The following is a 15,105-nucleotide window of genomic DNA, read 5'->3' as shown; positions in this document are numbered from 1 at the left end:
TCACCCAGCGCGCGTCCATCAGAAGAGGCTCTGTTGCGATCTTGCGCTCGGCTCGAGCGTCCTGCGCAGCATCTCGGATGGGTACTAGCGAACGCTCGACGGGCCCCTCATAGCGCTTCCTGATCACGGCATTCCCTTCTTCAGCGCAGCAAGCCGTTTGGCCACACCTATTTTTGGATTCAGTTTCACGGCCTCTGCGTAAGCAGCAAGAGCGTCACCCGGCCGACCTGTCAACTCCATGGCTTCGCCCTTCACACGCAGTCCGATCGCACGATAGTCTGTGCGATCGATGGTCAGCTCACCCAGCGCAGCATCGAGGACAGCGATCAGTTCCTGCGCAAGTTGGTGGTTCTCGGGGTCAGCCTTTTGCGCCTCCTTGGCCGCATAAATACGCATCTCCGGCGCTCCCTTTTTCAGGCGAGCATTCTGATAGGCGGCGGCCTCAAGGAACTCTCCCTCTGGCGAATAGTTGAAGCGACCGATGTCATTGTGGACAACTGTCAGATGCTTCAAGTTGCCGCGGTCGTCGACAACGAAGCTGTACTGGTCTGCCCAGCCCGTCGCCGGGGTGCGCGAGAACATGGGGCCTCCTGCCTGCAAGTCGAACAACTCGAGCAGGTGACCGTCTTGGTTGTCGGCGTTGGCTGTTTGGACAACGGCGTAGCGTCCGCACTTAGAAATGGCCAGGTTGAAGACGTTGGCTTTGTATTTCCGTCCGAACAGCTTGCGCCCCTTGACGTCGAATGCCTGAACCTCGGCGCTCAACCGGTTGCCGAAGTTGGCGTCGTTCACCACGAACGTGCCATCGTCTGCCACCGCAGCGTCCATTGGACGATACAGCCCTGTCAACCTCGCCAGGATGCGGTCTTCTAAGTAGTCCACGAGCACGGCAGATCCGTCGAGTTCATCGAGGCGTGCGTTCATGCCAGGCAAGCGGTCTGAACAGCCAACCACCCACCGCTTGTTGGGCGAACGGACACCTTGCCCGACGAAGCGCAGCGAGCCGACCGTCAACACGGAGTGATCGAAGCGGGTGTCACGGTCAGTCTTTTTCGGTCGCGCCGCCGGCCGAGTTGACGCCGTTCCACCGGAGGGGTTTGCAGAGAGATTCGCCGGCGAGTTCGGCCGTTGTGAGCGGCCACCGAACAGGCCAGTCAGAAATCGTTTGATGAACATTGCACCCTCCTGGCCGGTCGCCGCCGCTTTTGAGCCGTCGTCATTTCGTACCGCACATTACGCAGCAACCTCATCGGCGCTCAACTGGAGCAGATTCGCTTGCGGAAACAGCTTTTGGACCACCGGCAGCAGGTGTTCCTGATGGCTAAGGAAGATCACTTGGGTGCTGGCCGAGAGAGCGAACAGGGCCTCCAGACCCGCCTGCGATCGCCTGTCATCGAAGTTGATGAAGAGGTCGTCCGCGATGAAGGGGACCGGTGTTCCTTGATCCGACTGAAGCTCCAGCGCGGCAATCCTCAGCGCCAGGAAGAGCTGGTCTCGCGTCCCGTCGCTCAGGCCAGAAACCTTGACCGCCAGCGAGTTCGGCCTGTAGGCGACGAGGGCTGGAGGCGTCTGCTCAAAATCGACACGCAGCTTCTGGAAGGCACCGAGCGTCAGGTCCCTGAAAATTTCGCTGGCCTGGTCCAAAAGCGGCCCTTGCTTCCGGTCGCGGTAGCGGTCCACCGCCCACTTCAGCAAGCTGCCTGCGGTTGCAAGCTGCAGGTACTCCTCACTCACTTCCGACATCTCGGCCAATGCTTCGTGCCGCTCGGCTTCGGCAACGGCTGCTTTGTCGCCGCCGTTGATCGTGTCGAATGCGGCCCTCGCCTGGATCTGGCTCGTTACGAGCGACGTGAGCTTGAGATCGGAATCGCTGAGCAGGTCCTTCAAGCGCAGGACCTGATCGGCCGCCTGGTCGGCCGGATGACTGGCGACCTCCTGTCGAATTTTTGAGAGCGGCAGGCCGTCGGAGTGCGAATCGATTTCTTTCTGGATTCGGCTGATCTCCGCCTGCTGTTTGTTGCTTGTCTCCCATCGCTCAATCAGGGGCAGCGCAAGCTTCGGCTCATCGACGCCCGCGATACCGAGCAAAGGCGCCAGACTCCGTCTGGCCTGCAGCAGATCCGAGTTCGCGTCGTCGCGGCGACGCAAGGCGTCGTCGAGGTATTTCTGCGCATGCGACTTGCGATCCGCCCCCCGCTTCGCCTCCTCGAGCCTCGCATTCAGGATGCCGAACACCTCCTCAGGCGCGTTTCCTGCCAGTTCCGGAGCCATCTTCTCGGTCAGAGTCGCAGCAGCCTCTTGCATTGTGCGCAGGTCGGCCTCCATCGTTTCGATTCGCTCCAACCGCATCGTGTCGACCCGCTCCATGCGCTGGCGAATGAACTCGCAAGCCCGGATGGCGGCCTCGGCTTCGCCGATGTCGCCACCGAGGCCAGTGAGATTGGCACGGGCGAGCGTCGCTTCCCATTTCGTGTTCCATTCGAGCAGGGCCTGCCCCTTCGCTTCTTTGGCCGTCGTGGCGACCCGCAACGCCGTCTCCGCGCTTTCCAGCTGCTGCTGCAGATCCAGACGACGCGTGCGATTGACGTTCGCAGCCTGGACGTGGTTGTCCGCGATTGCGCAAAGCGCTGCGATGCCTGAGGCGCCGGTCACGACGAGACCCGCAGCGCTCACGGCTTGGGCAAGTGCCTCCTGGGCCAGACGCGCAGCCTCCTGCGCGTCGTCGCATTCCCCTTTTTTCTGCTCGGCCGTGTCGGCCGCGCGCAAGGCGGCATCCCTCAGGCTGAGCCATTCAGGGAGATCGTCGAGCTCCATGCCCTCAAGGCCCATGGCGGCGGCGGTCTCGCGCCATCGTGCATCGAGCGCGTCGAGTTCGATGCCCTTCTGTTCGACGACGCCGTCGTGCCGGGCCTGCTCCTGCGTTGCCCGTTCGATCTGGTCGCGCAGGGCCTGCACCTCCGCAGCGTCGGCTTCGGATCGTGTGCGAGAGTCGCCCAACTCGTCGGCCAGCCGAATGGCAGTGTCCAGCCGAGGTGCGCCTTCGGTGAGCGACAAGCTTCCCGCCTTGATGCCGGCCCAATGGTGATCCCGATCGCGGCGGGCGTCCGACACTTGTGCGACGGTCACAACCTGGTGCGAGCGCTCAAACTGTTTCAGGCTCAGCGCAATGCCGTCCGCGGTGGTCTGACTCTGCGTTGCGAGGGATCGCCCGAGCTCCAAGGCCTGAGCCACATCCTGCCGGCCCTGACGGTAGGCGTTCACGCGCTCAAGGGACGGAAGGCGCAGCGACCGGAGGAGGTCTTCGGTGAGCGCAGGCCTTCCCAAGCTCGTCAAGGCGTTGCGCGCAAGGGTCCGTGCGCTCTGCGCGGCGGCCGCCAAAGCTTTCAAGTTCGCGTCGCTCGCTTTGAACGGGAGCGCCATCTCGAGGGACTCCACGAGCAGCGCATCTGGGCCCTGGCTTGCGGACGCGGCAAGCTTCTCCTTCAATGTATCAACCGTTGTCTGGCGCTCCGCCAGGGTGTCGCGCGCTGCGCGCTCCTCCGCCACGTAGGCACCACGGCTCTTCAGGAGCGCATCGATCGATCGCACGACTTTGTCCTGCGGAAGACTGGCGCGCACCTCGGCTTCGCTCACCCCCCAGCCAAACTGCTCGCTGCGCTCGATGATGTCGGCCAACCAAGCGTTGACTTCCGCACGGCGCAGCGGGAGGTCGCGGGCGTGGTTGGGATGCAGGCCGCACAGGGCGCCCAGCCGGGTGATCAAAGCGGATTCCTGGAGGATGTCCTCGTTGGTGTCTATCCCATCGAAAGCCGTCTGCGCCCGGATGGCATCTTCCTCGCGGGTCAAATGGGTGGCCGACGCCGCGTTGATCTGCTCGATGCCGCTCTCGAGCACCTCCCTCGCACCTGGCGCAAAGACAGTCACCTCGCCGCGTTGCGCGTCCTCGGCCTGCAACTGATCCAGGGCCGAGATCAGGTGTGCCAGGCGCCTTGCCCGATCCCAGGCCGTTCGTTGCAGTTCCAGAGCTCGTCTTCTGTCGCGCTCACTCTCAAGCGCATCCTCTGCGGCCTGCAGCGCTTCTCGCGTGTCGACCCATACCTTGGTGCGCACCTGCACTTCCCTCAGCGTTCGATGCGCGGAGGTGAATTTTTCCGAGGCCTTGGCGAACCGATTGTTTTTTCCTGTCTTGGCAAAGAGCGCGCTGGCGCGTTCCCCGAGGGCCTCGCGGATGACGGCGAAGTCCTCGAGGCCCGAGGCCGCCTGGAACAGGATCTGGCTGACGGAGTTCTTCGGGTCGACGATGCCTTGTCCGCCCCTGAGCAATCTTCCATGGTCCAGGCAGTGCAGCTCTTCGAAGGTTTCCTGGGTCAATGCGCCGAGAGTGCCTGCCAGATAGCTTTCCTGGAGCACCTCGTCGGACATCGAGCGCAATGACTTTTGCTGCTTGGTGCGGATGAAGGCGAGTCTGGACGGTCCGCCCTCGAGCACGCCAGCCAGTCGCAGGTCACTCTGCGCATGCTTGAAGCCCAGTGGGGAGCGCACCTCCATGCCGAAGAGCAGCTCGGTGATGGCGCGGCGTACGGTGGACTTCCCGGCCTCGTTCGGGCCGATGACGATGTGGAAGTCGTGCTCGGCCTTGGGGAACGGCAGCTTCGTGTCGGTGAATTTGCCGTAGGCAAGCAGATCGAGTTCGGCCAGTCGCATCACAACCCCTTTGCGTTCAACTGGGAGAGAAGCGCGGGCGCGACCTCCAGGACCATTTCCGAAAAGCGCTTCTGACGCGCGAGTTCCAGCAGCGGCACGTCCTCGTTCATTTCGTCGGAAACTTTGTTCAGGAACGGCTGCAGCTGCTGCTGTAGGTGCGCCATGAAGTCGGGGTCGGAACTCGCCTCGGCAAAGATGGCTTGCAAATCGGCCATCGCCTCGCGAGACTCCCCCGGCGCGGGCGCGTCCATCGCGGTGGTCGCGACCCTCACTTTCTCGATCCAGAACTGCTCCGGATCGATGGCCTCGACCTGCGCCAAAACCTGTGCGCGCACCAAGGCCGGTGCGCCGACAAGCGCGCCGTGGAGCCGGGTCTGTCCTTCAAGGACGACGCGCACGGCGCGCGGAACGCTGTCCGCCTCCAGCAGGCCCGTCAGTCCCGCTCCCACCGCGTGAGCGACCTCGTCGATGTTGGCGCACGCGCCGACGTCCACCCCGAGCTTTTCCCAGCGCAGGATGTCGAGGTAAAGCCGGTCGACAGTGGCATGCCCCGCATCGTCGACCGAGACGCACACGGCACCCTTGCGACCCGTCTCACGCACATGCCGACCCTGAAGATTGCCAGGAAACACGATGGTCGAAGCACCTTCCCACATCTGGTAATCGTGAACATGGCCGAGCGCCCAATAGTCGTAGCCCTTCCCGTGCAGTTCATTGATCGTGCATGGCGCGTAGGTCGGGTGGGCCACATACCCTTCGAGCGCGGTATGCAGCATTCCGATGTTGTAGTAGCCGTCCACTTTCGGCTTGTAACCCGAGGCCAGGTTCTCGAGCACGGCGCGATTGGCAAAGCTCTGTCCGTGCAGCGCGACCTTGAAATCGTCAATCTTGTGAACGTGCGCCGATTTCGAAGAGAACACCGTGACGTTGGAGGGAAGTGCGAGCTTCCTTGTCATCTCGCTCTCCGCATCGTGGTTGCCATGCAGCAGAAACACACGGATGTTGGCCTTCGCCAACCGACCCATCTGGCCGGCGAAAAAGATGCCCGTGTTGTAGTCCCGCCAGTCGCCGTCGTAGAGGTCACCGGAGATCACGACGAAGGAGACCTCTTCATCGATGGCCCTGGTCACCAGTTCCTTGAGTGCTTCGCGCGAAACATTGCGCAGACGCTCTGCGGGTGCATTCTCGTAGGCACTCAGCCCGCGGAGCGGGCTGTCAAGGTGAATGTCCGCTGTGTGAATGAATTTGAATCCCACGCCGATCTCCCCTTCCAGGAACCTTCGTTATGTACCGTGCGCGTGGACCGTCGCCGCAACGCGATCCGCCCCACCACATGCTGTCGTTCAGGCCTTGAGCGATATGCTGTCCGCGACGGCCCCCGTGTTCATGTCTGGCGTAGTCAATGCCGCTGCAATGGCATCCTCCAAAGCGTCCGCGGATGCGCCTTCCGCTGTCTTTGCGAACTCCGCCGGGCGCCATTCCCGATACTCAACCAGGGACGGCACGCGCTCCAGCTTGCCAAGCGGCTCGATGCCCATTGCACTCAGCCTTGCCAGCAATTCTTCGACGATGGCTTCGCGTTGCAGGGACCAAGCCGACGCGAAGCAGCGCCAGAAGGTCCAGCCCGCGCGTTCCAGGACCCGCTGGCGACCCATGTCGGCCTGCCACCGATCAGGCCCGTGATACTCGTCGCCATCGCACTCGATCGCCAAGCGAGCGTCATCGGCGCTCTCAACGACCATGTCGATGCGGAACGCACCAGCCTTCACCTGCGGGACCACGCGGTAACCGCGGCTGTAGAGCTCAGAATAGACCTGCTTCTCGAAGCCCGACTCGCACAGGTCGATGAGCGACTTGGCATCTCCCTCCATTTGCGGCCCTGCATCCGGTTTGCTGAAATGCTCCAGCAGCCCGCGACGCAAGTCCAAGTGTGAAAGGTCTGCCATCTGCACCGAGCGCACAAGGTACATCCGGTCGCGCGCCCGGCTCGCCGCGACGTTGAATCGCTGTTCGAAGGCATTGCCCGAAACCGCCTTGGCGCCCTCCTGGCCCACGACCATCGACAGAAACATGATGTCGCGCTCGCTGCCCTGGAAGAGGCGGGCATCGCCGACGTCAAACTTCCGGCGCATGAGCTCCTTGGCATCCATGCGCTGGCGCACCATCGAGTCGATGCGTTTGGCCTGCTCGAGACCGAGCATCGAGACGACACCGATGGTCCGGCCAACCAGTTGAGGGTTGGCCACGATGGCGGCGATTTCCTCAACAATGCACTCGGCTTCCATCATGTTCTCGGCTTTCGCGCCGCGCGTTCCACCAGGAACGAAGATGTCCACGAGTGGCGGGTCGATGCGTTCCGACGCCTTCGGGATGCGCAAGGGTTGAATCTGATGGTCGTAGAACGTGTTGCTGTAGCCAATGATGGGCGGCACGCAGCGGAAGTGCTCTCGCAGCATCACCTTGTTGGAAGCGAACACGGCCGACGCGATGTCGTACAGCGACATCTCCGGCGTTAGAACCGCAGCGTAGGGCTGCTCGCTCAGAAACCGGTCGCGCAGCTCCTGAATGCGGACCGACGAGATGAACCCGCCATCCGGCGAGACCTGCTTGTCGTCGCCCACCACCAGAATCTTCTTGCCTCGCAGCACCGCGGGCAGCGCCCACAAGTCGGACTGGCTGGCCTCGTCGACGATGACCAGATCGAACGCGCCAAGGTGCGCCGGCAAGGTTTCGGAGACTTTCGAGTGGCTCATCACCCAGCAGGGGATGGCACCTTGGGCTTCCATCATGGCCGCTTGAGCATCACGGCGGTATCGGGTCGCGTTGGGGCCCGTGCCTTGGCCGATGCGCCGCATCGCGGTGCTGTACTTGCCAAGTGCCGCCAGCACCTTCGGCGATGCGCTCAGCTTTGTCGACAGCCAGGCCGACTTCGAGACCACGCTTTCGTAGAGACGCGCCAGGCCCGCTTCGAGGTCACGCCGTCGCGCAGCAAGGGTGCGCAGCTCTTCGCGCGACTCGATGGCATCGAGGTGGGCCCGCACACGGGACCAGGTCCAGGCCTCGCGCCAGCCGACCGGCAGCGCCAAATCCTCCCCGGATGCATCGACCAATTGGCTGCGAACACGCACCGACAACTTCGCGGCGCCGGCTTGCTCAAGGCGGTCGGACACGTCGTTGACCAGAGCGAGGTCATGCACCAAAGCTTCGACGCGACGGATTTCGCCCACGAGTTCGGCGTAGCGGGCCGTGGCGCGCTCGCCTGGCATGGCGACATTGCCCAGGTCCTTGTCGACAAACTCTCGCAACGCGTCCGCCACCGCCCCGGTGGTGCCTGCCAGTTTTTCCTGGAGAATGACCAACGTGGTCGCAGCCCTCGCCAGCTCGACGCGGGTCAGGTGGCTTCGCAGGTGCTGTTGCACTTCTCCGAGCTGACTGGACGTTCCGAGCAATTGGGCCGTCGGCGGCTTCGCAAAAACGCGTTCTCCAAGGCCGGGCGTATGGCCGTCGTAGACGGTCGCGAGCGTGTGGACCTTGCGTGCCATCGTGGTGACCAGCTCGACCTGGCGCAGCGCGACCACGCCGCCCTGGAGGCTGGGCAGAGACAGAAGGTCTGCGACCTGGTTCCAGCGCACCCCGAATGAAAGGATCTGTTCGTGGAGGACGAGGTAGCGCTGCACGTGCTTCCAGTGCTCGACGGAAGATGGCACAAGACCGCTGACGCGAATGCCTGCGACCAGTTCCTTGACGTCGCCACCGCCGAAGCTCATGAGGCCGAATGGCTTGCCGGTCTCCGCCGCGCGTTGCACAGCTTCCCGGACCTTGGCCGAGGCGAGTGCGAGTTCGGGCACATCGATGGGCGTCTTCAGGAGTTCAGCGCGCGCTGCGACCAGTTTGTCAATGTCACCAAAGAGGGCCTCGAAAGCCGCGCGCTCGCTGGCAAACGTGGCCTGTCCGCATTTCTTGCGGAGCTCGCGAGTCCACATCTCGCCTGTCTCTTCAAGTTCGTGCGCCAGCTGGCGAGCCGACTCGACCTTGCTCAGCAACTTGCGGGCATCTTCCAGGACGTCGGGCGTCATGGCGCGCAACGCCAGAAGGCCACCGTCCGCCTCCGCCGCTTCAATCTGACGAAGGCTCACCAGCGCGTCGTGCAGCTGAGAGACCTGCTCGGCCGCCAACATGTTCACGCTCGCCGGGATGCGGGAGAGCGCGTAGCCAAGGTCCTTGCCGAGCCGGCGGCGAGCTTCGCGCGTCTGGGCCGCCACCCCCGCGTCGATAGGGGGCGCATGGGCCGGGTCGAGCGACAGCACGTCGTCGAACCAAGCGTGCTTCTCTTCGCCAGAGATGACGAGCTCCGCCATCTTTTGGGCCCGCATGCCTATCCCATCGACTTCGATGTCGGAGAGTTGCGCCATCGCGATGGTGTCCACGCGGCGGTCGATGGTTGCGAGCTCGGAATGCGCGCGGTCGATGCCACTGTGCTCATTGCGAATCTGATCTCGAACCACTTCAAGGTTGAGCTGCGAGACGTTGTGAATGATGGCTTCGATGGAGCCCTGAAACTGGCGCATGCCCTCGCGGTCCCCGGAGAGGAGCGCGACCGTCAACGGCCGGATCATCTCGGGAATCTTCGACTGAAGCACCTCGAGTGCTTGCTCGCCCTTGGAGGTCACCAACACCTTGCGGCCCGTGGCCAGGTAATGGCAAACGATGTTCGCGATCGTGTGCGTCTTGCCAGTGCCGGGCGGCCCCTGAACCGTGACCCCCGCAGCGCGCTCAAGCTGCTCGACGATGGTGACTTGCTCGTGGTTGTAGGGCAGGGGGAAGAACAGCTCCTGCACCTTGCCGGTGGCGCCGTGACCACCGGACGTGCCAGAGAGCCCGCGAAACGCAGACGAGGCGTGCGTCGATGGATCGTCTGAGGGCGGTGTCACGAGTGCCAGTGGTCCAAGCGGAATCGAGACGTCCGGTGTCAGGCGTGTTTTGAGGCGCTCGATGTCCTCCTGCAAGAAGTTGACGGATTTCGGGCGGGACAGGAGAACCCATGCGTCGGTGACCACAAGCTCATCGTTGGCCTTGGGAAAACCCTCGAAGTTCTGCTCGTAGCGCCCCTTGTCGTGCAGGTTTCCGGCAATGAGCTTGAGCAGATGTTCGAAGCTGCCCGGATCGAATGGGCTGACTGGACGGTCCGCACCCTTGACCAAGGCCTCGCGCGCGGCCTTCTCGACTTCCGGTGCGCTCATCAATTGGCATGCCGCGAAGGCATCGAAAGAGAACTGCGGGCCGACCGAGCGGGGTCGAACTTCCAATGCCAGTGTGCGGTCATCCATGCCAATCTCCATGGCCTGGGTGATGAGCGGGTATTGGAAGTCGATGATGGACGTTTGAAGGCGCGCGGCGTAGCTAAGCTTCCAAGCCGAAACGCCAAGGCCCCAGACGAGCTCCTGCGGTTTGGCGGTCTCTTCTGCTTCCAACTGGTGCTTTAGGGCGAAGAGGTCGCCATAGAGCGAGATGGTCCGGCGCCGGGGCTTTTCACCTTCAGCCCAGGCTTCCCAGAGCGGGACGTACTGGTTGAGGGCACTCACGAGCTTCGAGCGGTTGATGTCAATGAATTCTTCGCGTTCGGCCAGTTTCTCGGGCTGAGCGGGCGGCAGAAGGGCCACAAGGCGCTGGAACGCAGCCTCATCGATGTTTGGCCGGGTCCCATGGGGTGCCGCGCTCACGATGATGGGCGGTTGAGTTGCCTTCGAAGCGCCCAGCAATGCGAGCGGCGGAAGTGCCGGTGGTGGATGTGCTTCCAGCCGGGCCGTTTTGAGCCAGATGTGGTCGCCATCCTCCTGCACGTCGAAGTCGACGCCAGGCAGGCCTTGCAGGTCGGCGTACCCCTTTAAGAACCCGGCGTGTCCGGCCAGCTTGAAAGCTTTCGGATCGACGGTCTTGGCTTGCTCGAGAACGTAGTCGAGCAACTTCTTCATCAGGTCGGCTGCACTCATCTCACGCACCTGCCTTCTCGCGCGTCACCAATTTGCTGGCAACGGGAGCTGCGATGCCTTGCTTGCGACAGTGGTCGAAGAGCAGCCGCTCCAACAGGTTGGTTTGGCTACGCTGCTCGCGCATTGCCGCCAGTTCCAAAAGAGACTTGAACTCGGGGGTGACTCGGAAGCTCACGGATACGTTCTTCTCTGCGGCCATTGATCTCCTCGTTGCCTGCTTGATCGCCGGGCCCACGCACTGGGCCGGCTGGGCTCGCTTGTATAGCGATTAGCAATACAGAATAACTCGCGATCACTGTGTGCTCTCACAATATTTTGATCGTCAGCTCGCACACACGATGCATCGGAGGGATGCTTGACGCTGAGTCGTTGGTGAGGTTGACCATGTCGACGCGCCATCGGCGGTGTTTCGGTCGCTGTCGAAGTCGTTGAATCAACAGCACGGACATCGGTTGGATGACTCTCTAACCAACGTCTGGGCTTGCCCCGCCTCTTCTTGGACGACTGGACCCAGTGCTCAGCGACGGCCGCGCTTCGCGGTTACGCTGACGCGATGACCACCCATCCCGAAAAGGAGGCCATTGGCCTATGCATCGCAATGGAAGCGATCGACGACATCGCCAATCACCTGATCTTCCACGTGCGCGACGTCAAGGCGTATCCAGGCGAGGCCGAGCTGATCTTCGACACTGGCGTGCACAAGGACTTGTTCCTCATTCGCTTGCTCGATTTTGTGAAAGAAGGCGGCGACAAGTCGCTCACTGGCGTTAGCGGTTCTTGCCTCGCTGTCCTCAAGAGCGCCGCGCAGAACCCATCCTTTGATCACAACGGCAGCGCGTCCGAGCTTGCACGAGCGGTGATCGAGCTCGAGGAGTGGCTGGATGCCAAGCCGACGGTCAGCCTGTGGCTCCCGACCCTCGACCTGCAGGCGAAGTTGTCGATCTCCAACCTTGTTCTCATCACGATCTCCGGCAATCATTCAAAGCACAACCTGTCGCGGTTAACGGGCGTTTCAGGGATCGCTGCCTCAGCGCTCAAGGATCACGGGTACCAAGTCGACGATGAGATGTTGCCTCTGGCTCTTGATGACTTTCGCAACCACTTGGCCGAGAACTATTTTCTCTACTACAGCACGTGGCTTGCCGAGTTGCTAAACAACATCCGATGGGGCCTGCAGACTTACCTTCAGCCCACCTTCGATGCGTCCATCCAGCGGGAGCCTGATGACATGTATCGCTACGACTACCCGCCGTCGATTACGGGCAAGATTCCGCGCCAGTGGTTCTGGCGCCTGATGAACAACGTGCGACGCGGACCGAACTTGAAGAAGTTCAAAGGCGCTCGCTACTTGAAGAACGAAAGCTCACTCGAATGAAGCGATTGGACGGTGCCTACCGGGCAGGTATGCGCGGCACGGACTGGATCAAAGGGAAGCGGAAAGGAGCGCTGCTGGCGAAGCGGTTTAAGCGACCGTGAGCCCGCTACGATCCGTTACCCACTCCCGAATCTGAAAACATGCTCTGGTTCGCTGCCGACGCGGTTCGTTTCTCTTGCGATCTCGCCGCGAAGTCGGCTGGGTTCTGTGTGCTTCTGGCAGCTGCTGCCGTGCTGGCAGCCTCTGCGACTACGCAGACCGCAGCCGATCGGCTATTGTGCGACAGCACGGCGACGATTCACAAAACCGCCCGGCCGGTGCCTGCCTTCATACGCGTGCAACCCTGTTCTCAGCGACGTCCGCACTTCGCGGTTACGCTGACGCGATGATCACCCATCCCGAGAAAGAGGCCATTGGCCTGTGCAGCGCAACGAAATCGACAGACGACATCACTAGCCACCTGCTCATCCTTGTGCGCGACATCGAGGCGTATCCGGGCGGGGCCGAACTGATCTTGGACACTGACGTGCGCAAGGGCTTGCGCTTCACTCGCTTGCTCGATTTTGTGAAGGAAGGCGGCGACAAGTCGCTCGCTGGCGTCGACGGCTCCTGCCCCGCCGTGCTCAAGAGCGCCCCGCAGAACCCATCCTTCGCTCACAACGACAGCGCGTCCGAGCTTGCACGAGCGGTGACCTAGCCAACGCGAATGCAGTCATGCCTGCGGCGTTCTTTCCCTCCGTTTTCGACGACGAGACCATCTACAGCATATACGCGCGCCTCGTGCTTCATGCAAACGGGTCTGGCGAGCCTTCGCTGGATGCGCACCTGTTCGGCCGCCGGGAGGCCAGGCACGTTGCTGTGCCCTCCGCTCTATCTAGCCTCACGCTCGCATCGAAGGGGGTAATTCCAACCCACGAATCCACTCTTCGATTTCGGAGCCTGCTGGGTGCTTACATTCCGCTTCTACCCGAGGTGCGACGCCGTGAACTCTTAAGCGCGTGCAAGCTCTCGAGCAACTCGGCCGCGAGTCGAGCGGCATCCGGCTTGAACTGCAGCCCCGAGAGTGCTCGGCTCTTGAAATGGTGCCCAAGATGCGTGGATGAGAGCCTAGCCCGCAGCCATTTCACCTACTGGAGAACTTCCCATCAATATCCAGGCGTATGGGTGTGTGATTTGCACTTCTCAATACTGTCTCATATTGAACAGAATAGTCGTAACGTCGGATGGGCTCTTCCGGAGTACTTTGCAGCCGACGCGAAATTAGATGTGGTTTCTACAGAGAATTTTCTAAAACTCCATAGACTTTATGAAGTCATTTCATGGATCGTCGGAAAAAACGCCCTAGACACTACCGTTTTGCAAGTGATGCTTAGGAGTCGGTGTCGAGCAGCAGGATTTTGTCGAAGCGAAATAAAGCTTCGCACCGATGAATCCAAGCATTTGGCAGCCCTTGCAAGCGCATATTTTAGCGATTTGCCCGCGGTTGACGTCGCGTGGGTTAATCAAAGAAACTGGCTGAGCCCTCTGTTTAAAACTGCGCAATACAACCCGCTGCCGTGGGCAATGGCTTTTGCCTGGATTGGAGCGACCCAACGAGGTAATTTAGAGGATGAGTATTCGCATGCCGCGACGCGCTTACCGTTGGCTGAACTTTTTCCCCCTGCAATTTTGACTCCGAGGCTTACAAGGGCGCCGCAAGCGCTGTACGACGCTTTTGAAACTTGCGACCTTAAAACACAGATTTTAAAGGAAGTCACTTTGACCGAGTATGAGATCACCCATTGGTTAAGAAAGGACAAGGCGCTTGTCGCACATTGGACATACTACAAACGGGCTCGGCGACTCGAACATTCGCTTTCCACGCTCAAGCAGGTTGTGCAGAATCATCCTCACTACGGCAGATTGGAAATTATGTCGGCCTGCGCGCTGCACTTCAGGTGGCTTCGAATCCACGCGCCGGAGGCTTTAGAAAACGCCCTTCCACCAAGCCGTAGCCCGAGCACTCAAGTACAGCTTTCATTCAATTGGCAATGACGGGCCGCTCATCAAATAGTTTTTGATTTTTTAGTTCCTGCCTCGGGGGGGTGTTTTGCCTCAGTCTCACTACCAAGATTTTTTTATTAACCCAACGTTGATTGAGCAGGAGCGGCAAGCACAGCAAGAGTTGCAGAGCCTGCTGCATTCGACCCCATCATTGCTCGAAAACATTCGGCCTGATAGGAAAGGATTATATGTAATTGGTTATGGCTTCGAAGCGCAGCAGGCTCTCAAAAGCGCCGTCAAGGTCATCGGCGATTTTTCGCTTGAAAAGCTTCATCGGGTTGCGTGTTTTATAGAGGAAAAGCTTCAGCTATCGGCCATCGAGATTCTTCGGTGCAGTCTAGAAGAAATCGACACCAATGGCGAGGGACAACCGACATTAGCGGAGCGCGCATACCATCTGCGCTGGCAGGCAGGCGATTTGAACCTGTGGATCCAGACGGTTGATCAGATTGATGTGAAGGATCGACCCGCTACGAACTCCGAAATGCTGGCTGTCCTAGCACTGTGGAAGGGACAGTTGCACCTTCGAATGGGCGGTGGGATCGGAGAGTACATGGTCCTGGCGGCACCAGAAACCGATTTCGGGCATAAACGTTCTCCCGAAGTCCTTCGGCGAGCATGGGCCGAATACGTTGTCGGTCTTGTACCTCAATTCGAACAGCTGATGGAAATCGCCGGCGAAATCTGCCGTGCGAGCACATTGGCGGTTGCTGGGACGAGTCACAAACAGGAAAGAAAGTTGGCCGCCCAAGCAGGGGCAGAGGCCCGCGCGGCGATCTACCTGCCCCAGCGTCGACGAATCCACGCTCTGTACAGAAGCTCCGCCTACAAGTCACGTAGTGCCGCGGCAGACCAAATCTACGCTTTGTTGCTTCAAGAAGGCGGCGCGCTGGCACGATCAACAGTATTGAAATATCTCAAGGAGTTCGACGAGATGGAAGAGCGTTCAGCACTTTGACGACAACTTTGCCAGGCAAAGTAACTACCCTGCCA

The 15,105-nt window shown here is 61.0% G+C and carries 9 protein-coding genes; 4 read left to right on the top strand and 5 right to left on the bottom strand.

Annotated features, from left to right (window positions below):
- Positions 1-123: 123 nt before the first annotated feature.
- The 5 genes from L3V85_RS03705 to L3V85_RS03685 all read right to left on the bottom strand — a co-directional run bounded on the left by L3V85_RS03705 (position 124) and on the right by L3V85_RS03685 (position 10,893).
- Complete coding sequence (locus tag L3V85_RS03705) at positions 124-1,176, bottom strand: hypothetical protein (RefSeq protein WP_237678060.1); 1,053 nt, start codon at positions 1,174-1,176, stop codon at positions 124-126.
- Between the two features lie 57 nt (positions 1,177-1,233).
- Positions 1,234-4,704 (bottom strand): YhaN family protein, encoded by a 3,471-nt coding sequence (locus tag L3V85_RS03700; RefSeq protein ID WP_237678059.1) that lies wholly within the window; start codon positions 4,702-4,704, stop codon positions 1,234-1,236.
- Positions 4,704-5,960 carry a metallophosphoesterase family protein gene (locus L3V85_RS03695; protein WP_237678058.1) on the bottom strand — a complete coding sequence of 419 codons (1,257 nt, stop codon included), beginning with the start codon at positions 5,958-5,960 and terminating at the stop codon, positions 4,704-4,706. Before L3V85_RS03695 ends, L3V85_RS03700 begins: the two co-directional genes overlap by 1 nt.
- A gap of 87 nt (positions 5,961-6,047) precedes the next feature.
- The gene (locus L3V85_RS03690; protein WP_237678057.1) at positions 6,048-10,694 is read right to left on the bottom strand and encodes an AAA domain-containing protein; all 4,647 of its coding nucleotides are present in this window, start codon (positions 10,692-10,694) and stop codon (positions 6,048-6,050) included.
- A gap of 1 nt (position 10,695) precedes the next feature.
- On the bottom strand, positions 10,696-10,893 hold the full coding sequence (locus L3V85_RS03685; protein WP_237678056.1) for a hypothetical protein: 198 nt from the start codon (positions 10,891-10,893) through the stop codon (positions 10,696-10,698).
- Between the two features lie 354 nt (positions 10,894-11,247).
- On the opposite strand from L3V85_RS03685, the gene L3V85_RS03680 reads away from it, so the two are divergent.
- The 4 genes from L3V85_RS03680 to L3V85_RS03665 all read left to right on the top strand — a co-directional run bounded on the left by L3V85_RS03680 (position 11,248) and on the right by L3V85_RS03665 (position 15,070).
- Positions 11,248-12,069, top strand: coding sequence for a hypothetical protein (locus tag L3V85_RS03680; protein WP_237678055.1), 822 nt, complete (start codon positions 11,248-11,250; stop codon positions 12,067-12,069).
- 385 nt (positions 12,070-12,454) lie between these two features.
- Entirely contained in the window at positions 12,455-12,766 is a 312-nt protein-coding gene (locus tag L3V85_RS03675) for a hypothetical protein (RefSeq protein WP_237678054.1), read from the top strand.
- Between the two features lie 17 nt (positions 12,767-12,783).
- The gene (locus tag L3V85_RS03670) at positions 12,784-14,103 is read left to right on the top strand and encodes a TniQ family protein (RefSeq protein WP_237678053.1); all 1,320 of its coding nucleotides are present in this window, start codon (positions 12,784-12,786) and stop codon (positions 14,101-14,103) included.
- Between the two features lie 97 nt (positions 14,104-14,200).
- Entirely contained in the window at positions 14,201-15,070 is an 870-nt protein-coding gene (locus L3V85_RS03665; protein ID WP_237678052.1) for a hypothetical protein, read from the top strand.
- Positions 15,071-15,105: the final 35 nt, after the last annotated feature.

Origin of the sequence: Variovorax paradoxus (assembly GCF_022009635.1) — a bacterium.
GTDB lineage: Bacteria > Pseudomonadota > Gammaproteobacteria > Burkholderiales > Burkholderiaceae_C > Variovorax.
Note: the sequence above shows the minus strand (reverse complement) of the source record. Positions and strands in the feature narration are given on the sequence as shown.